Origin of the sequence: Ditibartonella apihabitans (assembly GCF_002007485.1) — a bacterium.
Taxonomy (GTDB): Bacteria; Pseudomonadota; Alphaproteobacteria; order Rhizobiales; family Rhizobiaceae; genus Bartonella; species Bartonella apihabitans.
This window is the reverse complement of sequence record NZ_CP015820.1, coordinates 1,362,996-1,386,272: the sequence shown is the minus strand read 5'-3', so window position 1 is coordinate 1,386,272 and position 23,277 is coordinate 1,362,996. Positions and strand designations below refer to the sequence as shown.

Annotated in this window: 11 protein-coding genes, 2 tRNA genes and 6 pseudogenes; 10 read left to right on the top strand and 9 right to left on the bottom strand. The window is 45.5% G+C overall.

What is annotated here, in order from left to right; all coding sequences use genetic code 11:
* Nucleotides 1-48 precede the first annotated feature (48 nt).
* Both argS and BBC0178_RS06165 read right to left on the bottom strand, forming a co-directional pair.
* Nucleotides 49-1,804: pseudogene (gene argS, locus BBC0178_RS06170) on the bottom strand (arginine--tRNA ligase).
* A gap of 30 nt (nt 1,805-1,834) precedes the next feature.
* Nucleotides 1,835-3,036: pseudogene (locus BBC0178_RS06165) on the bottom strand (deoxyguanosinetriphosphate triphosphohydrolase).
* 96 nt (nt 3,037-3,132) lie between these two features.
* Between BBC0178_RS06165 and BBC0178_RS06160 the strand changes: the two are divergent.
* Nucleotides 3,133-3,459, top strand: a complete 327-nt coding sequence (locus BBC0178_RS06160) for a HesB/IscA family protein (RefSeq protein WP_077971587.1) — start codon at nt 3,133-3,135, stop codon at nt 3,457-3,459.
* Nucleotides 3,460-3,549: 90 nt separating this feature from the next.
* Entirely contained in the window at nt 3,550-4,608 is a 1,059-nt protein-coding gene (locus BBC0178_RS06155; RefSeq protein ID WP_077971586.1) for a hypothetical protein, read from the top strand.
* A gap of 268 nt (nt 4,609-4,876) precedes the next feature.
* Here the strand turns inward: BBC0178_RS06155 and thrS are convergent.
* From thrS to BBC0178_RS06140, 3 genes and pseudogenes are all read right to left on the bottom strand, one after another.
* Nucleotides 4,877-6,853 (bottom strand): annotated as a pseudogene (gene thrS / locus BBC0178_RS06150) (threonine--tRNA ligase).
* A gap of 121 nt (nt 6,854-6,974) precedes the next feature.
* Nucleotides 6,975-7,301, bottom strand: coding sequence for a membrane protein insertion efficiency factor YidD (yidD, locus tag BBC0178_RS06145; protein WP_335617855.1), 327 nt, complete (start codon nt 7,299-7,301; stop codon nt 6,975-6,977).
* On the bottom strand, nt 7,285-7,749 hold the full coding sequence (locus BBC0178_RS06140; RefSeq protein WP_078039556.1) for an iron-sulfur cluster assembly scaffold protein: 465 nt from the start codon (nt 7,747-7,749) through the stop codon (nt 7,285-7,287). The genes yidD and BBC0178_RS06140 overlap by 17 nt, the downstream gene beginning before the upstream one ends.
* 124 nt (nt 7,750-7,873) lie before the next feature.
* Between BBC0178_RS06140 and folE the strand changes: the two genes are divergently transcribed.
* From folE to BBC0178_RS06095, 8 genes and pseudogenes are all read left to right on the top strand, one after another.
* Complete coding sequence (gene folE, locus BBC0178_RS06135; RefSeq protein ID WP_078039555.1) at nt 7,874-8,494, top strand: GTP cyclohydrolase I FolE; 621 nt, start codon at nt 7,874-7,876, stop codon at nt 8,492-8,494.
* Between the two features lie 12 nt (nt 8,495-8,506).
* A pseudogene (gene hisI, locus BBC0178_RS06130) lies at nt 8,507-8,940 on the top strand (phosphoribosyl-AMP cyclohydrolase).
* Between the two features lie 160 nt (nt 8,941-9,100).
* Nucleotides 9,101-9,185: transfer RNA gene (locus BBC0178_RS06125), tRNA-Leu, on the top strand.
* Between the two features lie 570 nt (nt 9,186-9,755).
* The gene (locus tag BBC0178_RS06120) at nt 9,756-10,829 is read left to right on the top strand and encodes an HlyD family secretion protein (RefSeq protein ID WP_077971578.1); all 1,074 of its coding nucleotides are present in this window, start codon (nt 9,756-9,758) and stop codon (nt 10,827-10,829) included.
* A pseudogene (gene rbbA / locus BBC0178_RS12005) lies at nt 10,826-13,656 on the top strand (ribosome-associated ATPase/putative transporter RbbA); the annotation flags it as partial. The gene BBC0178_RS06120 and the pseudogene rbbA, both read left to right, overlap by 4 nt.
* A gap of 18 nt (nt 13,657-13,674) precedes the next feature.
* On the top strand, nt 13,675-14,787 hold the full coding sequence (locus BBC0178_RS06105; protein ID WP_078040387.1) for an ABC transporter permease: 1,113 nt from the start codon (nt 13,675-13,677) through the stop codon (nt 14,785-14,787).
* Nucleotides 14,784-15,967 (top strand): annotated as a pseudogene (locus tag BBC0178_RS06100) (alpha/beta hydrolase). Before BBC0178_RS06105 ends, BBC0178_RS06100 begins: the two are co-directional and overlap by 4 nt.
* Before the next feature lie 86 nt (nt 15,968-16,053).
* A complete protein-coding gene (locus BBC0178_RS06095) occupies nt 16,054-17,244 on the top strand; it encodes a hypothetical protein (RefSeq protein ID WP_078039553.1) in 1,191 nt (396 codons plus the stop codon).
* A gap of 452 nt (nt 17,245-17,696) precedes the next feature.
* On the opposite strand, the gene BBC0178_RS06085 is transcribed toward BBC0178_RS06095, so the two are convergent.
* From BBC0178_RS06085 to BBC0178_RS12260, 4 genes are all read right to left on the bottom strand, one after another.
* A tRNA-Ala gene (locus BBC0178_RS06085) sits at nt 17,697-17,772 on the bottom strand.
* A gap of 155 nt (nt 17,773-17,927) precedes the next feature.
* Nucleotides 17,928-20,432 (bottom strand): trimethylamine-N-oxide reductase TorA, encoded by a 2,505-nt coding sequence (torA, locus tag BBC0178_RS06080; protein WP_078039551.1) that lies wholly within the window; start codon nt 20,430-20,432, stop codon nt 17,928-17,930.
* Between the two features lie 9 nt (nt 20,433-20,441).
* Nucleotides 20,442-21,107, bottom strand: a complete 666-nt coding sequence (locus BBC0178_RS06075) for a TorD/DmsD family molecular chaperone (RefSeq protein WP_078039550.1) — start codon at nt 21,105-21,107, stop codon at nt 20,442-20,444.
* The gene (locus tag BBC0178_RS12260) at nt 21,107-22,729 is read right to left on the bottom strand and encodes a c-type cytochrome (RefSeq protein WP_078039549.1); all 1,623 of its coding nucleotides are present in this window, start codon (nt 22,727-22,729) and stop codon (nt 21,107-21,109) included. The genes BBC0178_RS06075 and BBC0178_RS12260 overlap by 1 nt, the downstream gene beginning before the upstream one ends.
* Between the last annotated feature and the right edge of the window lie 548 nt (nt 22,730-23,277).

Genomic DNA, 23,277 nt, shown 5'->3' with positions numbered 1-23,277 from the left:
TATTACACGCAAGACGGGTGTTACCAGATGGCATTAAAGTGTTGTTCGTCACCGCATCTCAACTGGCGCGTCAACACCGATTATTCCCAAGCCCGATGATAGTACACTGGAGACCGCACGAATCAGTCCCAATCTTGCCAATGACAAATTCATATCGTTTAGCGCGACAAATCGCAACTGTTCATTCTCTGCCCCTTTATTCCAATGCCCATGGAAGCTTGATGCCAAATCGTATAGATAAAATGCCAAACGGTGCGGTTCATAATTCTTTGTCGCCTGTTCGACAATACGAGGATATTCAGCCAGCTTCTTTATAAGTGCGATTTCGCCGGAATCACTAAGCATATCGAGGTGACCCGTCAGATCGTCTACTGACGGATTCTTGATGTTCAGTTGTTCTTCGGCTTTGTGAAAAGCCGAGTGGCAGCGGGCACTTGCATATTGGACATAGAATACCGGGTTGTCTTTTGATTGTTCGGTTACTTTGGCAAAATCAAAGTCCAATGGCGCATCGCTTTTACGGAAAATCATCATAAAACGTACTGGATCGCGTCCCACTTCGTCGACCACATCTCTCAAGGTCACAAAAGAACCCGCACGCTTGGACATAACAACCGGTTGTCCGTCGCGAAACAACTTTACGAGTTGGCAGAGCAATGCTGTCAACTTGGCCTTGCCGCCGGAAATAGCTTTTGCAACAGCTTGCAAGCGCTTGACATATCCTCCGTGATCGGCACCGAGAACATAAATCATTTCATTGAATTGCCGTTCGAATTTGTTGCGGAAATAGGCAACATCCGCCGCAAAATAGGTATATGACCCATCCGATTTGATTAATGGTCTATCCTGATCATCACCGACTTCGGTGGAACGGAACAGAGTCTGTTCACGGTCTTCCCAATCTTCCGAAGCTTGTCCTTTCGGAGGAGGGAGGGTTCCCTTATAAACATAGCCTTTCAACGTAAGATCGTTGATGGTACTGCGTATCGCTTTTGCATTGTCTGCATGCAACGTCTTTTCGGAAAAAAGACGTCATGATGAATGTTGAGAGCAGCAAGATCGTCGCGGATCATCCGCATCATGGCATCAACCGATCTTTCTTTTATAAGAGGCCACCTTTCATCTTCCGGCATTTCAAGAAGCTTGTTACCAAATTCTTTGGCTAAAGCCTGTCCCAAAGGCACCAGATAATCGCCAGGATATAATCCCTCGGGTATTTTGCGATATTTTCACCCAGTGCTTCGCGATAACGCAAGAAAACGGATTTTGCCAATACATCAATTTGGCCACCCGCATCATTAATGTAATATTCTTTTACGACATCATGACCGGTAAACGAAAGAAGATTGGCAAGCACATCACCTACCACGGCTCCTCTGCAATGACCGACATGCATCGGACCCGTCGGATTGGCTGAAACATATTCAACATTGACTTTTTTACCGACACCGATATCCGAGCGACCAAATGTAGGACCCGATTTTATTATGGTTTTCAGCATGTTGCGCCAAAAATCATCCGTAAGGCGCAGATTGATGAAACCGGGGCCCGCAACGTTGACAGATTCAATATCGTTGTCGGATTCGAGAAGATTTACGAGCTTTTCGGCCAAAACACGAGGATTACAGCCGACAGCTTTCGAAAGAACCATAGCGGCATTTGTCGCAAGATCACCATGTGACGGGTCACGTGGTGCTTCAACGCTTATTCGATTTAAATCAAGTGGTTGGCCATCTTTTGATTTAATATCAGACTGTTGCAGCAGTTCCTTAATCTTCTGTTCGAATGTGTTGAAAATATTCATCATGAAAATCCGTATTGTTGTCACCTTCGTTTAAGACAAATAGGTCTCGCGGTCAAACAATCGTCGATATTCTCTTTGTGCATAATTGTCTGTCATACCGGAAAGAAAGTCGGAAATTACACGCGCGCGCCTAGTAACGTCTCCATCACCGGTTGCCTGATACCAATCATCGGGCATTGCTTGCGGCGTTTTGAAATAAAAATCGAAAAGGTTGGCAACAATTTTTTCTGCTTCGCGCCTTCGTTCCCATACATATTCATGATGATAGAGGTTTTTGTATAAAAACTTTTTCAAGTGTTTTTCCTTCGCAGCCATAGAGGAGGAAAAATTTACCAGTTGTCGTCCTGCAGCGTGAACATCATCGACGCTCGTTGGCGCGGCTTCGGCAATAAGTTCAAACGAGTGTTGAATGACATCTTCGACCATTAACGTGATCTGGCGTCTAACGACTTCATAACCGGTTCTTGTCTTATCAAGATCGGGATATTCACTTTTTATCGACCCGAGGATACCGGCTGTTAGTTCGACGTCTTCCAGTTGCTTCAAACTTAAAAGGCGGGCACGTAGCCCGTCATCAATGTCATGAGCGTTATAGGCAATATCGTCGGCAATGGCGGCACACTGGGCCTCAAGACTGGCAAAACGGTCAAGTTCCAGATCCTGATGTTTATTATATTCTGCGACTGCAAGCGGTATTGACGAATTGGTGGCCGCCGGCCCCGCAAGCGGGCCATTATGTTTGGCCAATCCCTCAAGAGTTTCCCAAGTGAGATTTAGACCATTGAATTTCGGATAGCGGTGTTCGAGAGATGTAACAATCCGTAAGCCTTGGGCATTATGGTCAAAACCACCGTAAAGTTTCATCCTTTCATTCAAAGCATCTTCGCCGGCATGACCGAATGGCGTATGGCCAAAATCATGAACCAGCGCGATAGCTTCTGCCAAATCTTCATCAAGACGTAATGCCCGTGCCAATGCGCGGGCTATTTGCGAAACTTCTATTGTATGGGTTAAACGTGTCCGATAAAGGTCACCTTCATCAGCTATAAAGACCTGTGTTTGTGGTTCAGACGCCGAAAAGCATTTGAATGGATTATTCTGTCGCGATCCCGCTGGAAAGGTGTGCGCGTAGGGCTTTCAGGTTCATAAAACAAACGTCCGCGGCTTTTTGCCGGATCGCTGGCATAGGGCGCTCGCGGCCGATAACCAAAGCCTATATTTTTAATATCCATTGCAACTTGTCCGATCGAGACCTAGATTCATCAGAAAATATCTCTTATCTGATATTCAAGTTTACGAAAACAGTTTAACGCAAGGAAATTTTGATTATGGGCGTTGAAGTTACAAGTTCGGCGATCAAGCGCATAGCGCGGATTTTGGCAGGAGAACCTGACAAGACAGCGTTGCGCATTTCCGTTGAAGGTGGCGGATGTTCCGGTTTTTCTTATAAATATGATCTGGTAAACGAAGCCCCAGCCGACGACGATCTGGTCATAGAAAAAGATGGCGCAAAGATATTTATTGATTCGGTGTCATTGCCTTTAATGGATGGTTCTGAAATAGATTTCGTCGATGACCTGATGGGGCAGGCATTTAAAATAAACAACCCCAATGCCGTATCTTCGTGTGGCTGTGGAGCCAGTTTTTCGATATAGTCCGGTTAACAATGAAAGCGCCTGATATGCTTTTCAGTTTATTTTGCTAAAACTCTTGAATCCCATCATAATGCTGACAGTTAAAATGAGATGACAGTAACTTCCAATTCGAAAAACATAGAAAAGATAATCTTTCCAGCGATTATCCTCATTTATTCGTGGATGTTCTGCGCCTTTAATAGCTATGCAGAGGAAAAAAAGCCGGAATTAAATCTGGTTGCTCCGGGACAACATCATCAAGATAATCAATTCAAGCAAAACACGGCGCCCAAAACCTCAAATCCACCTCCGGCAAGCCCGAATTCTCCTCAGGCTCACCCCTCCACAGTTCCATTAGACCATGCGACGTCGTCACAAAAAGCCGATCTCGCACTGAGCGCCAGATTGACAGACAAAGGTACAGATATCACACGCGGTCTCATTTGGCGTATTTACGAACCGATTTATGGTGTCGATAACAAATTACCACTGGTCGCTTCTTCAGAGGGGGGAGACGCACATTTTACGCTCGATCCGGGTAGTTACATTGTGCATGTGTCTTTCGGACATGCCAGCGCTATGAGACGGGTAACTGTAACTACAGACCAAAAAATGTCTGAAATTCTGGTATTGAATGCTGGTGGACTAAAACTCAATGCGACGATGCCGGAAGGTAAGATCAACCCGCAATATTTACGTTTTTCGATTTATTCGGATGACAGCGAGAACGACGATACTGCATTGATTTTGGCTGATGTAAAACCCGGCAAAGTCATACGTTTGAAAGCCGGAGATTATCATATTGTTTCCAATTACGGATCGGCAAATGCGATTTCGCGCTCCGATATCAAAGTTGATGCCGGTAAAATTACCGAAGCAACGATGCAACATCATGCAGCCTTGATCACCTTGAAGCTTGTACGCCAGCAAGGGGGAGAAGCTTTGGCAGACACCAGTTGGTCAATCACCAACGATTCTGGTGATATTATCCGTGAGACGGTTGGCGCTTATGCTACACTGGTTCTGGCTGAAGGCGATTATATTGCTATCGCGAAAAATAAAGATCAAATCTATCAGAAAGAATTTTCCGTCACATCCGGCCACGATCAGGATGTCGATGTGTTGACAACTGCACAACCTGTTGCACCTGTTGATGATTCAATGGATTGACAATTTTTAAATAACAGCAGTTTTCACGAAGCGGTTTGAATAACTAAACCATCCGGGAATGGCTTTTCTTACTTATTTTCAGATGAAAATATTATTGGATAGCATCTACTTGTTAAGTGCGTGGTCCATTTTTGTTTTTAAATTCAATATTGAAATTAATCGGTTCTCAGCAAAGCCAAGGCTTTCATTAATATTCTTGATCACCCGCGATCGATGTCTGAACATCTGGCAGATAAGAAGATTTATCTGCCAGACAATGGTTTAATTTCTATTCTTCTACGTTAGCCCGACGAAGATCGGGAGGCGTTGCTTCCTCTTTTAGATCGGCGATAACTTTTGACAGGGGCAGGGATATTTGTTCCTGACTTCCCAATCGACGCATGTTGACTGAACCGTCTTCAGCCTCTCTTTTACCGCAACCAGAATAACCGGTACTTTTTGTAATGAATGTTCACGAACTTTATAGTTGATTTTCTCGTTCCTGAGATCGGTTGTTGCTAACAAGCCGGCAGCTTTGAGCTTTTTGACGACCTGTTTTGCATAATCATCAGCTTCCGAGGTGATCGTGGCAACCACGACCTGAAGAGGTGCGAACCATAAAGGCAAGTGGCCGGCATAGTTTTCAAGAAGAATACCGAGAAAGCGTTCCATAGATCCGCAAATAGCACGGTGTATCATGACCGGCTGGCGTTTCTCTGAATCTTTATCAATATAGAATGCGCCGAAACGTTCCGGAAGATTGAAGTCGACCTGCGTTGTTCCGCACTGCCATTCTCTGCCAATTGCATCCTTCAGTGTATATTCGAATTTAGGACCATAAAACGCACCTTCACCGGGAAGAATGCCGGTTTTGATGCGGCCATTCGATTTTTCTTCGATTGTGCGCAAAACCTCTGACATGACGCTTTCGGCGTGATCCCATAATTCGTCGGAACCAACGCGTTTTTCAGGACGTGTGGACAACTTGACAGTGATCTCGTTAAAACCGAAATCGGCATAAGTGCTTAAAATCAGATCGTTGATTTTCAAGCATTCGTCGGCAAGTTGTTCATCTGTACAGAAAATATGAGCGTCATCCTGAGTAAAACCGCGAACGCGCATCAAACCATGTAATGAACCTGATGGTTCATAACGGTGAACAACGCCGAATTCGGCAAGTCTGATTGGCAATTCGCGATAAGATTTCAGCCCATGCTTGAAAATTTGCACGTGTCCTGGGCAATTCATCGGTTTCAAGGCATAAACACGGTCGTCATCGGCATCATCGCCCGCCGGTGTAACCTTAAACATATTTTCTTTGTACCAGCCCCAATGCCCCGATATTTCCCATAAGGATTATCAAGTACCTGCGGAGCATTGACTTCCGAATATCCCTGATCATCAAGACGCCGACGCATATAGCTTACGAGATTCTGGAACATTTTCCAGCCCTTGGCGTGCCAGAAGACAACGCCCGGACCCTCTTCCTGAAAATGAAAAGATCCATCTCGCGTCCCAGCCGACGATGGTCGCGTTTTTCGGCTTCCTCAAGCATGTGAAGATAGGCAGCGAGATCTTTTTCGTTTGCAAAGGCTGTTCCGTAAATACGCGTCAACATCGGATTATTGGAATCGCCTCTCCAATAAGCACCGGCGACTTTCATCAGTTTGAACGCGTTTCCGATCTGCCCTGTAGACTGCATATGTGGTCCACGACAGAGATCAAACCATTCACCCTGATGATAAATTTTTACGTCTTCATTTTCCGGAATTGCATCAACCAATTCAACTTTATAAAGCTCACCTTTATCGGCAAAAATCTTCTTTGCCTTTTCACGCGGCAACACTTCTTTTGTGAATTTTGCGTTGCGCTTGATGATTTCATGCATCTTCTTTTCGATGACCGGCAAATCTTCAGGCGTAAAAGGTTGATTGCGGGCAAAGTCATAGTAAAAGCCATTTTCGATAACCGGTCCAATGGTTACCTGAGTTCCGGGAAATAATTCCTGAACGGCTTCTGCCAGAACATGAGCACAATCATGGCGGATCAGCGCAAGCGCACGTGGATCGTCACGTGTGATAATTTCGATCGAGCCGGACTGGCCAAGCGGATCGGACATGTCGCGCAAAACACCGTCAAAGCTATAAGCAACAGCATTCTTTGCCAATGACTTTGAAATGGATTGAGCAAGCTCCAATCCGGTCATCTCTTCAGGATAATCGCGCTTCGAGCCATCAGGAAATGAGATAGAAACAGTGGAAGACATAAAATTACTCCTAGTCCAGTCCCGCCAACGAATGCGGGTGGGGGTGTCAATTGCTTTTGTCGGTTATAACAAAGCGGTTCAATGCCTGCTCTTTTAAGTTTTCTTTTTGTAAAAAGAAAGTCTATTCATGTCTCTTTGCAGCAATTTTCCAATAACGCCAAGGCATATACCAATGGCAAGTTGGGTCGAGACAAGTTGGAACCGGATCAAATCCATGTGTGCCGAACGGGCCACAACGCATAATGCGGAATAGCCCCATCCACGATCCTGTCCATAATCCATAACGTGCGATCGCCTCATATGTATATTCCGAACATGTCGGTAGATGTCGGCACTGGTTGCCAATAAAGCCCGAAAGAGTGAGTTGATAAAAGCGCACGAGACCGGTGCCGAGAAGCCTTCCCGGGGTTTTGCGCCATGGCCCGTCGTAATTACGGCTTCGAGACATTATCATTATGCCCATCTTTTTGGCGGGATTCGATCTGGTCTATACAGTCTACCACCGCATCAAATGTGAGCATAGTGGACGGTTGGCGGGCTTTATAATTCTTGATCGGTTCGAGGCAGGCAAAATCTGCAAATTTGCCTGTTGGAACCGGCCCGTTTTTAGTCAACATCTGCCAGACAGTCTCTCTGAGCGAACGCAGTTCATCAGCTTTGAGGCCGATAATGTGGCTTGCCATCAATGAGGAGGAGGCTTGCCCCAGAGCACATGCCCGCACGATATGCGCGAATCCCGTTACAACCCCGTTTTCCATATTGAGGTCAACAGTGACAGTTGATCCACAGATTCGGGAGTGTTTTTGTGCCGTAGCATCAGGCTGTGGGAGACGACCGATTTTGTCGATATGTGCCGCATAGCCGAGGATTTTGTCGTTATAAATTTCGTCAATCATATTTTGTTGCTCGAAAAAACAACCTGTTTTTTGTGAACTTACTTTGATTCTCGATATATGTGTCTATATAGGAGTAGTCATGAAAACTACCAAGTTTTCTCTGCTGGTAAATTGGAGTTGAATAATGCAATCCGCTCAAAAAAACGCTACTGATGCGGCTCATCAAACAAAAAACAAACGGCCTAGCCGTGAAGAGGCGGAAGCAGCTGTACGGACGTTGCTTCTTTGGGCGGGTGAAAATCCGGATAGGGAAGGTCTCGTCAATACTCCCAAGCGTGTTGTTAAAGCTTATGAAGAAATGTTTGCCGGTTATAACCAGTCGGCAGAAGAAATTCTTGGCACGGTGTTTGACGAAGTATCAGGCTATAATGATCCCGTTCTTATAAAGGATATTCCTTTCTATTCGCATTGTGAACATCACATGGTTCCGATCATCGGTAAAGCCCATATTGCTTATATGCCGGACGGCAGAGTGGTCGGATTATCAAAGATTCCCAGAGTCGTTGACGTTTATGCAAAACGTTTGCAAACTCAGGAAAGCATAACGGCAGAGGTGGCTGATGCGCTTTATCGTTACCTCAAACCGCGTGGAGTTGCTGTCCTTATCGAAGCTGAACATATGTGCATGGCAATGCGCGGAGTGAAAAAACAAGGATCAACAACTGTCACAGCGACTTATCGCGGTTTTTATAAAGATAATGTCGAAGCGCAGGTTAATTTTTTAAAAATGATACGCGGATTGTGATGACAGCGAGGGATGGAATTGTCTGAAGCGAAAAATAATCTGGAAGAGGGGACAGAATTTTTACCCAAATTCGATTCAAAAGGTCTCGTTACCGCAGTCGTAACCGATGCGGAGAGTGACGGTTTGTTGATGGTCGCTTTTATGAATCAAGAAGCGCTGAAGCTCACACTCAAACAGGAATCGCGCATTATTGGTCACGGTCCCGTCAAAAAATATGGAAAAAAGGCGAGAGCTCGGGAAACATACAGAAAATCGAAGAGATTCGTGTCGACTGTGATCAGGATGCATTGTGGTTGAAAGTTCGTGTTCTGGGAGCGGGTGCAACTTGTCATACAGGCCGTAAGAGCTGCTTTTATCGGCGTCTGGAAGTAAAAAATGGCGTTGCCCTCCTTGAAGTGGATTCGGAAAAGCCGCTTTTTAATCCGGCAGACGTATATCGGAGCTGAACTTATTTAAAGACCGAATGCGATAGAGACAAAGCGTTAAAACCGCTTTTCTTAACCGTGTTGTAACATAAATATTCACGTTTTTTGAAAAAAGGTCTTGTTTTGCTCCCGTCGATTTGTTAAATGCCGCCAGCCGGTAAATTACAGGCTTCTACCACGTGCGGTCGTGGCGGAATTGGTAGACGCGCAGCGTTGAGGTCGCTGTGGGGAAACCCGTGGAAGTTCGAGTCTTCTCGACCGCACCATTCTTGTTCCGATTGCGCTATTCATCTCCCGATTGAAACCTGTATTCGTCGGTGGACGGGGTATGAATTAATTTTTGTTAGAAACTCATTGTAAATACTTTTAAAAGGGGCGAAATCCACCCCTTAGAAAGCCGTTGTTTTATTGTGCGCCACTCCTACCCGAAATAGCGCTCAGGCATGATAAATACGGCTGATAACCAAGTGGGGATGGAATGAGTGGATTGATACTTTCTTAATAATATTTGCCAATAAAAAATTCTGTCATAGATAAAGTTGAATAATCAGGAATATGAATTAGTCAGTAACAACGTTTTAGAAGCCATTGTGATCATTAGAAATATTTTATTCGTTTTCCAGTTTAATAGAACAGATTGGTAGTGAACGGACTATCTACGGAACGACAGGACAATCCGATTTTTATTTTTTGTTCGCCCGTTAATCAATGAAGTTTTGTTAGCTTTTCTTTTATAAAAGGTAACTTTTCAAATGCAACTATGGATGATAATGTGACGCGCCAAACTTGGTTAGAAACGCATTCCTTTTTATCGGAATTAGAATGGAGACTGTTTGATGGCTGCAAAAGGTAAGGCAAAATGGGGTTGGATAGCGATCGCTGTGATTGCCATAGTTGCTGTCTATAGTGGCTTGAAAACCTACCTTCATCCGGGGTTGCCCGAAGGTATAGCTATGGGAAATGGTCGCATAGAGGCTACCGAAATTGATATTGCCTCAAAGCTTGCCGGGCGTATTCAGGATATTACCGTGAGAGAAGGCGATTTTGTCAATATTGGTGACGTTGTTGCCCATATGGATACCGAAAACTTGCGTGCGCAGTTACGCGAGGCGCAGGCACAGTTGAAACGGGCTGTTATCAATGTTGATACAGCTAAAATGGAAGTTGAGCAGCGGCAGGCTGAACAAGAGGCTGCCGAGGCGACAGTTGCACAAAATGAAGTACAGCGTGATAATTCCAATAGACGTTACCAACGTTCGGCTACATTGCAGCAAAAAGGTACTGTCTCTACCCAGGTTAGAGATGATGATCAGGCAACCTATGACGGCGCTCTTGCAGCCGTTGCGGCATCAAAAGCACAATTTGCTGCTGCAAAAGTAGCGGTTTCTACAGCCAAAGCAAATGTTGTGAATGCCGAAGCGGCTGTTGAAGCTGCCAAAGCAACGATCGAACGTATCCAATCCGACATTAACGATAGCGAATTGAAAGCAACAAGATCGGGGCGAATCCAATACCGTATTGCTCAGCCCGGCGAAGTTGTTGCAGCCGGAGGTCGGGTGCTTAATCTGGTGGATCTTGGCGATGTATACATGACGTTCTTTTTGCCTACAAAGACGGTAGGTAAGATTGCAATCGGTACGGAAGTGAGAATAGTGCTGGATGCCGCTCCGCAATACGTTATTCCTGCAAATATTTCGTTTGTTTCGGATGTTGCACAATTTACGCCGAAAACAGTCGAAACTGCCGAAGAGCGCGCAAAACTTATGTTCCGTGTTCGTGCACAAATCCCACAAAATTTGTTGGAAAAATACATTAAACAGGTCAAAACAGGCTTGCCGGGCGTGGCTTATGTTAAAACTGACCCGAATGCAAAATGGCCGACGATTGTTAGCACTCCTGTAGTTCAATGACAGAATCTTCTAAACTCTCAAAGCCGGAAACAGATCGACCAGTCGTAACACTATCTGGTGTCCGTCTGGTTTACGGTGAAAAGATAGCGCTAGACGGTATCGATCTTGAAGTGCCGACAGGAAAAATGATCGGCATGATAGGTCCGGACGGCGTCGGCAAGTCAAGTCTATTGTCGCTGATTACCGGAGCACGCGAGATTCAGGACGGCACTGTTAACGTATTGGGCGGTGATATGCGTGATAAGCAGCACCGTCTTGATGTGTGTCCCGATATCGCCTATATGCCTCAAGGTTTGGGAAAAAATTTGTATCCGACTTTGTCGGTTCAGGAAAATGCCGATTTCTTTGCTCGACTTTTTGGACAAGAAAAAGAAGAACGGCAAGCACGTATTTCGGAATTGTGCCAAAGAACCGGACTTAACGGTTTCGAAGATCGCCCCGCCGGTAAGCTTTCGGGTGGCATGAAGCAAAAGCTTGGTCTTATTTGTTCACTTATTCACGATCCGAAACTCCTTGTCCTTGATGAACCGACAACGGGTGTTGACCCTCTTTCAAGGCGTCAATTCTGGGACCTGATCGACGATATCCGCAAAGAACGTTCCGATATGAGCGTTATGGTCGCGACAGCTTATATGGAAGAAGCTGCGCGGTTTGATTGGCTGATTGCTATGTATGACGGCAAGATACTTGCCACAGGTACGCCGGATCAATTGCTTGAACAGACAAAGACGCAAAACCTTGACGAAGCTTTTATAGCTCTCATGCCGACGGAAGAACAGAAAGGCCACGTGGAAGTTGTTATTCCGCCTCGTCAAGAAACCGGAAATGAAGAAATAGCGATAGAAGCTGACGGCCTTACACAGCGTTTTGGCGATTTTACCGCAGTTGATCATGTAAGTTTCCGCATTAAAAAAGGCGAAATTTTCGGATTTCTTGGCTCCAATGGATGCGGAAAAAGCACGACAATGAAGATGTTGACGGGACTGCTTCCGGCAACAGAAGGCACCGCCAAATTGTTTGGACGACAAATCAATGCCAATGATATGGAGACGCGTCGTCACGTTGGATATATGAGTCAAGCGTTTTCACTTTACGCTGAATTGACGGTTCTTGAAAATCTGCAACTTCACGCAAAATTGTTTGAAATTCCGGAGGAAAAAGTCAAGGAACGTATGCAGGCAATGATCGACCGCTTCGAGCTTAAGGATGTGCTCGATGCGATGCCGGATTCGTTGCCGCTTGGCATCAGACAACGTATGTCTCTGGCGGTTGCGTTGCTGCACGAGCCGGAAATTTTGATACTTGATGAGCCGACATCGGGTGTGGATCCGATTGCGCGCGATCAGCTGTGGCAGCAACTTGGTGAATTGTCGCGCAATGATAATGTTACTATTTTTATTACGACACACTTCATGAACGAGGCCGAGCGCTGTGACCGTATTTCGCTCATGCATGCTGGCAAAGTTTTGATTACCGATAAACCTTCGGAAATTGTGAAATCGAAAAATGCCGACACACTTGAGGAAGCCTTCATAGAATATCTGCAGGACGCTATAGATAAGCAGAATGCCGAGAAAAAAGCCAAAGTCGATGTATCTTCGAGTGCCAAAACCGAGGCAAGTGAAAAATCTTCAGAAACGGATGCTAACAAACAAAATCCAACAATAATGGAAATCCGGAGATCGAACGGTCGCATGGAAGCCGTTTTAAACGACGTTTCGATTTTATGCGGATGATGAGCTATGCCAACCGTGAAGCATTGGAATTGCGTCGCGATCCTATCCGCGCAACGATGGCTTTACTTGGCAGTGTCATTTTGATGTTCGTTATCGGCTATGGAATCAATACCGAAGTTGAAAATTTGACTTTTGCAGTGCTTGATCACGACCAATCGGTTATCAGTCGCGATTATGTCCAGCAGATTTCGGGATCCCGATATTTTATTCAGAAGAAAGATATTGTCGATTATGACGACCTTGATGCGCGTATGCGCTCGGGCGAAATAAGTCTCGCTATCGAAATACCACCCGAGTTCGGGAAAGATATGGAACGGGGCCGCAACGTCGAGGTCGGTGCCTGGATTGACGGCGCAATGCCGCTACGTGCCGAAACAGTACGCGGTTATGTTCAGGGTATGCACGCCTTGTGGCTCCAGAATAAAGCTAAAACGCTACAGGGAAAAGCGGCCACTATGGGGGATTATCGCCTGGAAGTCAGATTCCTCTATAACCCCGGCATTGAAAGTCTTACTGCAATGGTTCCTGCAGTTATACCGATTTTACTTTTAATTATTCCGGCCATGCTTGCAGCTTTATCCGTGGTGCGTGAAAAGGAAATGGGCTCCATCATCAATCTTTACGTTACACCGGTCACAAGGCTCGAATTCCTGGTTGGTAAACAACTGCCTTATATCGGGCTTGGACTTATCAATTGTATTTTACTGTGGCTGTTCGCCATTTTTATATTCAGGGTGCATTTTACGGGCGGCATTTTGACATTCATGTTGGCGGGTTTGCTTTATGTGGCATTTTCAACGGCTTTCGGACTGTTGATTTCAACCTTTATGAATAGCCAGATTGCCGCAATTTTTGGCGCTGCAGTCCTCACTATACTACCCGCAACACAATTTTGCGGATTAATGGATCCGGTGAGCTCCCTTCAAGGAGCCGGGCGACTGATCGGCGATATCTATCCGACGACATATTTTATTCTGATTTCACGTGGTACTTTTGCCAAAGCACTCCAGTTCCACGATCTTGTCGGTTCATTTATTCCGCTGATACTGGCAGGTCCGATTTTGGTCATCATAGCCTCGTGGCTTACTAAAAACAGGCGAAGTAAAGTCATGAAGTTAAATCATATTCTGGATTTGGGAATTAAAGAATTGCTCGGCGTTTTCCGTGACCCGATGCTATTGATCCTGATTGTCTACGCATTCACAATATCCATTTATATATCGGCTAATGCGACGCCTGAAACTTTGAACAAGACGCCTATAGCAATTGTTGATGAAGATAGCTCACCTTTGTCGACACGTATTGCCACGGCATTTCTTCCGCCTTATTTCATTACTCCCGAAGATATAAACCAATCCGAACTTGATTCCCGCATGGATCAGGGGATTGATACATTCGCTGTTGATATTCCACCAAACTTTCAGCGTGATGTTCTTGCCGGCCGGTCTCCCGCAATACAGCTTGATGTTGATGCGACACGTACAACGCAGGCTCTCACCGGCTCACAATACATTCAGCAGATTGTCGACGCCGAAGTGAAAGAGTTCGTTTCGCATTACCGCACGAAAGAACCACAACAGGTTTCGCTTACCCTACGCGCACGTTTCAATCCCGAATTGGAAAAATCATGGTTCGGTTCGATTATCAATGTGATTGATAATGTGACAATGCTCTCCATCATTTTGACGGGGACTGCGCTTATCCGTGAACGCGAACATGGAACTGTCGAGCATCTTCTTGTTATGCCGGTCACACCGACCGAAATTATGATTTCGAAGGTGTGGTCTATGGGAGCAATCGTTCTCGTTGCGGCAACGTTTTCGTTGGTCGTTATTGTGCAAGGCCTGCTAAAAGTACCGATCGAAGGGTCGGTTGCGTTATTCCTTGCGGGAACCTGCCTACATCTGTTCGCCACCACGTCAATGGGCATTGCACTGGCAACGGTTGCTGGATCCATGCCACAATTCGGCCTTTTGCTTATGCTTGTTCTGATGCCATTACAAATCCTGTCAGGCGGCGTTACACCGCGTGAAAGTATGCCGGAATTTATACAGAATATCATGCTTGCAGCGCCGAATACGCATTTCATTATGATGGCTCAATCAATTCTTTATCGTGGAGCCGGTTTTTCGGTTGTTTGGGTAAATTTTGCTGCTTTGGCAGTGATAGGTTCTGTACTATTTGTCTTCTCGCTCAATCGTTTCAGGGCTACACTTAAATGAGAATAAAACTACTGGGTCGATATATAGCGTTTTGCGTTTGTCTGATCGCCCTTACAATTGTGGTGGCCCCCGTGCTGTTTTATGGCACGGAAAAAATGCTACACCGGCAACTGTTGCAGCTCAAAATGCCGCTATTCACAAACCTGGCCAACCCAAGGCAGTGGTTCCTGTCTATGTTGCAACGAGCAGACAAGCACAAGATGATTATTCCGAACCTTTTGGCACAAAGAGGTCGAAAAACCTGAATTACGCACGTGTTGATGTGGGTATACCACAAGAACACAAAAAAGGATTGGTTGAAACAAACGGTTATAAGCCCGATTTGAAAAAGTATTTTTCTGCGGTTAATATGGTTAAATATAATGGCCGCGAGGAATTCAAGAAACAGCTCAATAAAGCGCTTGATCAGAAACCTAAAGGAAAGCGCGAGATATTTCTTTTTATCCATGGCTACAACAACAATTTTGCCGATAGTACCTTTAGAGCAGCGCAATTTTCTTACGACTATTCTTTAAAAGCGGTTACCGTGCATTATTCATGGCCATCAGGCGGCTCTATCCCGCTTTATGTCTATGACCGTGACAGTGCGGATTTTGCACGTGACGGGCTTGCCGATCTTCTGACATTGCTCAGTGAAACGGATGCCAACGAGATTACTGTTGTCGCTCATTCCATGGGAAATTACGTAACAATGGAAGCGTTACGTAGCCTTTCGCTTCAGGGTAAACGTTATCCGATCGACAGAATATCAAGTTTCCTTATGGCCGCGCCGGACATTGATGTCGACGTTTTCGAGCGTCAGCTCAAGGATGTTAAAAAAATGCCGCAACCGACTGCGGTTCTGGTATCACGGAAAGACAAGGCGTTAGCAGTGTCCGGTCGTCTGGTTGGTGGGCACGCTCGTGTCGGAGATGGTTCAAGTATACCGTTATTGCAAAAAAACGGTATTGCGGTTCTGGATTTGTCCGATGTTGACGGTGGTGCCCATAATGTGTTTGCTTCTTCTCCAACGCTCATGGCTCTTGCCCATGATGGTTCGCTTTCAACTTCCATGATGAAAGAAACGAGCGAGACAAACGGGCAGCGGATGATGGACGATAGTGGAAACATCTTGCGCGGCACAACCAATCTTATTTTCTACACTCCGGCGAGAATAATTTCGGCTGTAAGTCAGGATTAAGGTCGTGCAGGGTTGAAAACCCGGAACAATGATCAAAAATAGATGCTAGAGGTTTTGTTGGAGTGCAATCTTGCAGGTTGATTAAGGTGTTTTTAAAAATATACCGGTTGTTTTCACTTGCTTTCGTTCTAACAATCGCCACCTCTCTTGTAGCGCATTCAGCTTATGCGATTGATAGAGATGCTTTCGTTAAACGTTTTTCGGAAGCTTTCGGAAAATCTGTGACGGTTTCCTATGGCGCAGTCCTTGGTGATGGCGATCATGTTATACTTGATAATGTGCGGGTAACGGGTACGCCGATTTCACCGGATTCATCACTGGGTAAAGTCGAATTTTCAGGTATCAAGCAAGAAGACCATGGCGGTTTTTCCGTCGAAAAAGTGGCGATACCGCAAATTTCATACGTTTACGAGGGTAACACAATCAAAGTTGCCGATGTAAGCTTTAACAATGTAATACTGCCTCCGAACAAGGGCATTTATAACCAGAACATCGGTTTCCGTTACCGGAATGGGCGATTTAGCAAGTTGGAGTTGCAAGACAATTCCAAAAAACGTTTGGCGTTGCTCGAAAAAGGCTCTGTTTCTCTTCGCCCCTCTATTCGTGAAAATCCGGTTGATTTTACGATCAATATTCAGAAAATAACTGTTTTTGTTGATAATTTTGCGGATGGCTCGACCAGAAAAGACTTTATTGCGATGGGCTATAAAAATGCGACCGGACGATTGGATATTTCGGGAGCATATGGCGGTTATCTTGCTATGATGGATTTGAAACATTTCCATCTTGTGCTTGATAAAGGTGGGGTGCTCGATGTCAGCCTGAAAATGGATGGAATGACACTTGACTCACTGTTAACCGTGGTAACACTTCAGCGCGAGAATGAACGCGGCCATATCAAGTCTAGCCAAATGTGGCTTGGTATGCTTGCTCAGGTTCAGCGTTATAATTTTTATGGTGGTAAATTAAAGTTTGAAGACCGCTCCATTACCCAAAAGCTTGTTAATACCGAAGCAAAGAGAATGGGAATAAGTGCTGATGCGCTTAAAGCAAAATGGAAAACGGGTCTTCCTGGCTGGCTTTCATTTGCAAAGGATACGAATTTTGAAAATGAAGCCCAAAAAGCCGTAACAGCTTATCTGGACATGCCTCGTTCATTGGAAATTTCATCCACTCCGATGGATAAATTACCTGTCATTATGCTTGCCATATCAGGAAAGCTTAGTCCGAAAGAATTCGTGCGCGAGCTTAACCTTGCAATTTCGGCAAATAAATAGCCCGAAATTGGCACATAGACCATCATACTATTGATGGTTTAAGGCTTAGGTAATTCGTGTTTTTCTCTTTCGACACCAAGCCGGAGCCAATTTTATATCACAAAGTGTGTCAGCTTTCTTCATTGAAATAGACGGTTGTTGACTGAAGACGTCAATGAATCCGAGAAAATTTCTATCGTTATTGAACGTCGGCTGTTTTTGATCACGAATATTTTTGAAAATAAATAGCGCGATAATTGAACAGTGAGCGAGCAATTCAAGCATGCAAATTTTTTGAACAATGAAATTTCAAAACCTTTGCAGAAAATGGATTTTATTGATTACGTGCTCAACTTATGTTTTTCGCTAACAATGCATTTGCAGAGTTATTCTTAAACCGGAAACCTTTAATGATTTAGATTCCGGCAGAAACGCTCAATCCTATCTGATCAATATAGTTGTAAGAGGAAAATTGGTGGAGCTAAGCGGAATCGAACCGCTGGCCTCTTGCGTGCGATGCAAGCGCTCTCCCAGCTGAGCTATAGCCCCTTGGCGAATGGAACGTCCATTACATTGTAGGCGGTATTAAAGTGCAACGCCTAGAAGATCAAGAGCGTTTTTCAATTCAGTTAAATTATCGCCTTAATTCTTTAAAAACAAACAAAAAAGGAGGCGAAATTCGCCTCCTTTTACTTTTATCGCATTCAGCCTGCTTTACGTGGCTCAACGAAGACTTCAACCGGGGGAAGTGTACTGGTGAATTTTTCGATTTCTACCACGGCAGTTTGACCGCAGTTCGCCTGAGCCAATTTTGAAGTCGATACACTGGTTGTCAAGTTATTAACGTCGCCATATCGACAGAGCGAATGAGGCTCTCTCGGATTTACCGGATCATACCAGCCGCCTTCATTGATACGGATAACACCGGGGCGGATAACATCGGTTACTTTGATGCCGACCAAAATCTGTCCGCGATCATTATAGGCACGAGCAATGTCACCATCTTTCAAACCACGTGCTTCTGCATCTTTCGGGTTGATCCAGCATGGTTCGCGTCCACCGATTGCATATTTCTCTCTCAATTTGGTGCCGCACAATTGTGAGTGCAAGCGATAAATCGGGTGATTGGATGCAATGTGCAGCGGATATTTGGTTGTCGGTCCGTCAAGACGTTCAATCGGCTCCATCCAGGTGGGGTGGGGCGGGCAATCGTCATAATGCATCTTCTCAATGTTGAGCGAGTAGATTTCGATTTTTCCGGAAGGTGTGCCCAAAGCATTGAGCAGCGGATCTTCACGGAAATCGGCATAACGGACAAACTGTTTTTGCGCTTCCTTTACAGGAAAACCGAGTGCTTCTTCACTTTGCCAGAAAGTGTCGAATACGGGCATTTCCATTCCCTTGGCACGAGATTCCAGACGGGCTGATTCATAGAAGCTCTTGATCCAGTCCATTTCGTTCATGCCTTCAGTGTATTCTTCACGTTTACCAAGACGTTCACAGATATCGCTAAAAATATCGAAGTCGGAACGTGCTTCATACATTGGTTCGACAAGTTTCTTCATCGGAACAATATGGCTTAACGCATAGTCACCCAATTGTTCGATGTCGTTGCGTTCATAGGAAGTTGTTACCGGCAAAACGATGTCGGCGTGACGTGCCGAGGCAGTCCATTGGAAATCATGAACAACAAATGTATCCAGTTTTTTCCAAGCCTCGACCATTTCATTGCGGTCCTGCTGGTGCGAGAACGGATTGCCACCAGCCCAATAGACCATATGAATTTCAGGCAGAACAATGTCCGACCCGTTATACTTTATGGTTCTGCCAGGGTGAAGCAGCGCTTCCACAAGGCGACAAACCGGAATGGAATTGGATTTAGGTTGGCAAGCAGATTCGGTAGAGCCGGGGTGACAACCGGCAGGCAAATCTGTTGCGGGAGCTGCAGGTCCATCGGTAATACCACCGAGAATTGGACTCGTAGCCGTTGGTGAACCACCACTGCAGTAGTGGTAGGAAAAGCCGAATCCGCCTCCGGGTAAACCAATTTGTCCAAGCATCGAGCAGAGGGTGACCAACATCCAGTGGGATTGTTCACCATGGTGCTGACGCTGGATAGACCAACCGGCAGCAATCATTGTGCGGTTCTTAGCAAAATCCCGAGCAAGCTGTTTGATTATGTCGGCATCAATGCCGCAAATTTTCGAAGCCCATTCGGCCGTTTTCGGAGTTCCATCTTCCTTTCCAATGAGATAGGCGAGGAACTTGTCAAAACCGACGGTATACTTTTTCAGAACTTCTTCATCGTGAAGTTTTTCCGCATAAAGTGTGTGGGCAATACCGAGCATCATGGCAACATCGGTTTGCGGGCGGGGAGCTAGCCACTCGCCGTCAAGATATTGACAGGTTTCCGTTTTGATCGGATCAATACAGATAACGCGGATGCCGGCTTTCTTGACCTCTTCGAGACCAACAAATGCACCATGGTCAGCAATCAACCAACCAATCTGGTCTGTATTCACAGGATTACATCCCCAGAACACAAGCGTCTTTGTGTTGTCACGTACAACGTCCCATGATGTACATTGTTCATAGACTTCCAAAGATCCGACAACATGGGGCAAAATAACCTGAGCAGCACCGGTTGAATAATCACCCAGTGAGTTTACAAAGCCACCGGTTGTCTTCAACATTCTGCGCAACAATGTTCGGCAATTGTGGAATTTACCAACGCTTTTCCAGCCGTATGAACCGCCGAAAATTCCGTTAGAGCCGTATTTCTTACGAACGCGGGTTAATTCGCCGGCAACAAGATCAATGGCCTTATCCCAGCTTACACGGACAAAGTCACCGGTTCCACGCCCTTCAGGGTCGGCGCCGGGACCTTTTTCCAACCAGGCACGACGGACCATCGGATATTTAATGCGCGAAGGTGAATAGATAGAATCCATCATACCTTCCAACATCGGCGTCGGATGAGGGTCATGTTCCCAAGGTGTCACTTCAACCAGGCGGCCGTGGTCAACACGTCCCCGGAAAACGCCCCAGTGACTGCCGGACATAGTCAATTTGGAGGCTGATTGAGCCTGTGCACCGCGGCTGAGAAGCGAACCGCTCGCGGCACCGACCATGGTCAACATAGCACTACTTTTGAGGAATGAACGGCGGTTCATGTCCGGTAGGGTAATTTTTGTTTTGTCGAATGACATAGCATTCTCCTAGTGTTTAATGTTGTCTTGGTTGCCAAAGAGGCGACCGAAAGACGAAAGATAAATAATAAGCAACTCGACCAAATGGGTATAGAGGCTATGACTAGCCACTTTACCCAATGCAGCATGCATTTCGGGAAGCCATGAAGCCAGACGAGATGTCATGTTGCGAATGGCGTCTTGATCATGTTGACGGAAAGCTTCAGCCAAAGCGGCCAATTCCAAAGCAATATGATCGGCCGGTTCTTTGCAAGATGCAGCAACCGAAACATCAAGTCTCGTCAATACATCCAGCATTTCGACATATGGGGCCTGGAATAATCTTCCGTTTTCATCCCGATAGTAACTTTCATAGGGAGGAACAGAGAGCGGTCCAAGAGCTCCGTCAAACAAACTTATATATTGCTGCGAAATCAAATGATTGAGCTCTTCCGGAGAATGATTGCGGAAATAATCCGCAATCATTGTGGTTAACTCCGTAGCTTTGAGCTCTTCACCGAATTCTTCCAGAAAAGTCATAACGGGAAGCGAACGACATTCCTCAAGCAATTCGATCTTCGGCGGGGCGATGAATAAACGGGCGAACCAATCGGTTATTGTCGCTTGAGCCTGATCTTCCCGAGAATTCGGTTGCTTGTTTCCGCTATATGACGTTTCTGATTGAACAACAGCCATCAGTGTACCTCTTGACCGTCATTGACATCTTTCGAATGGTTCTGGAGATAGCTCAAGAGCAAACGATATTGGTCAGGTGTCAAAGACGTATAACGTTTCATTGCATTCAGGTTACCGATCCACTGATTGGCCAGCAAATGGCCGGATTCAGGGAGTGAATGGCAAACGCTACAGGTTGCACTGAAGAGATCGGATGTGTACGACCACATGTCGCCGATTGAAACATTGACATCCTTATCGCTTGTCCACAATTCGAGACTTACAGGATACCAGGTTTGTTTGGTTTCCTCATCAACAACTGCTTTGCCAAGTTTATAGGAGGCCATGGCCTTGTCGCCCAACACGGCATACATAATGCGTTGGCCTTTCAGCGCATAGACTACCGAGGGAGCACCGTCCATTTGCCAACCGTCGAGACGAACTTTCAACTTATCGCCTTTGTGGTCAAGAACCGCGAGCTTGGCTGCTGCCAATAACTTACCATCCTCGTCACCTGAACCCTTTTCTTCGACATAAAACGGTTTTGTATAGACAGCATAAACTGTGTCTGCACCTTTAACCGCATTATCCGATGACGTTGGCAAAGTAACGTCGAGTTTGTTTGTTGTGGGCAACATTACAAGCTTCGAAGTATGGTTTGACTTCGGCTGTCCGGGAGCGGGCAGATCAACGCCTGGCAAGGTTTTGATATAGGCGGCCATCGCACGAAGATCCTCATCGGGAAGTTGCTTCGTATTTTTGATGACTTCCGCCATATCGCCGCCAGCGACCTTGTTAATCGGGCTTTTGCCGGTCTTCAAATAATTGAAGATAGAATTTTCAGCCCAGAATTTGATGCCGGTATCGTCCTGACTGATATTCGGGAAATGACCCTTGCCATCCGGAGTAGCACCACCGCCATAACGCAGATTGCTTTTTATCACGCCTATAAAATTTCGTGTGGAGTGACATTCGGCACAGTGACCGGCTCCTTCAACGAGGTAACGTCCGCGTTCGAGGAGTGCTTCTTCATCTTTGGTGTCTTTTGTGTCTGTCGTCGGTGTGACGGCCATGGGTGACAGTGCTTTACCGTCAAGAAACGCCAAACGCCACACACCAATGCCGCGACGCATATTGAACGGGAATTTCAAATTATGATCAGGTGCAACACCTGGTACCGGTTCGAGCGATTTGATGTAAGCAAAAAGATCACGAACATCATTTGCTGTCAAACGCTGATATGATGTGTAAGGGAAGGCCGGATAAAGGTTTTGTCCATCGGGCATGATACCATTTGGCCCTACACCTTCTCGTACTGCTTTAGTGAACTCGGCAAGTGTCCAATTACCAATGCCGTCCTTTTTATCCGACGAAATATTAGGCATATAAAAACGCCCGAATTCTGTGTCCAATGCACGCCCACCACCAAGCTTTAGCGGGTTATCCTGATTGGGCGAAGCATGACAGGTCGAGCAATCACTGGCAACAAATACAACGCGACCATTTTCCAGATCAGGCGCGGTATTATCAGCAACGTCTCGAGTGGGATGAGTAAGTGACCAAGTGATCGGGGAGGTAAGAACAAAAAAACCTACGATCCCTATAACAACAAGGACCAAAAACCATCGGGTTAGCCGTTTCATATTTTTGGCATCCTTCTATGCAATTTTATTCCAATTTTATTTGTCAACATTTTCTCCTGTTTCTACCTCCGCAACAGGAATGCCTTCGGGTTGAAGTTAAAATTAAACGTGACAATCTATTCATAGTTGCGAAATATCACTATTTCGTGACAGAAAAAATATTTTTGGAAAAACCGAAAAAAAGGAAAATCTAATGGAAAAACAGCAAGTTGAAGGTTGATATTTATCAAATAGTGATAAATAGGCCATTTTCTGTTCCTATTTTGAAACAGCCTCCGTTAAAAAACTAGCCAAATAAATAACATGATAGATTAAGACAGATTTTAAAAAACAGTAATCGAGAAGAAGCGATTCCGTTTAAATTTCAGTGATGGTTGCCTCTGCTGTTTCAAGATATTGGTTGCGGCCATTCACGATGACACTTTGGAAGGACCGCCATGCTGTCAAAAAAATGGCCGGTTTTTTGTATTTTAGATTAAGGAAATACAGGTTAATCGATTTGGTGGCCGAATAATCGCATCGGTTTTTCGCTCGTTAGGCTCATATCG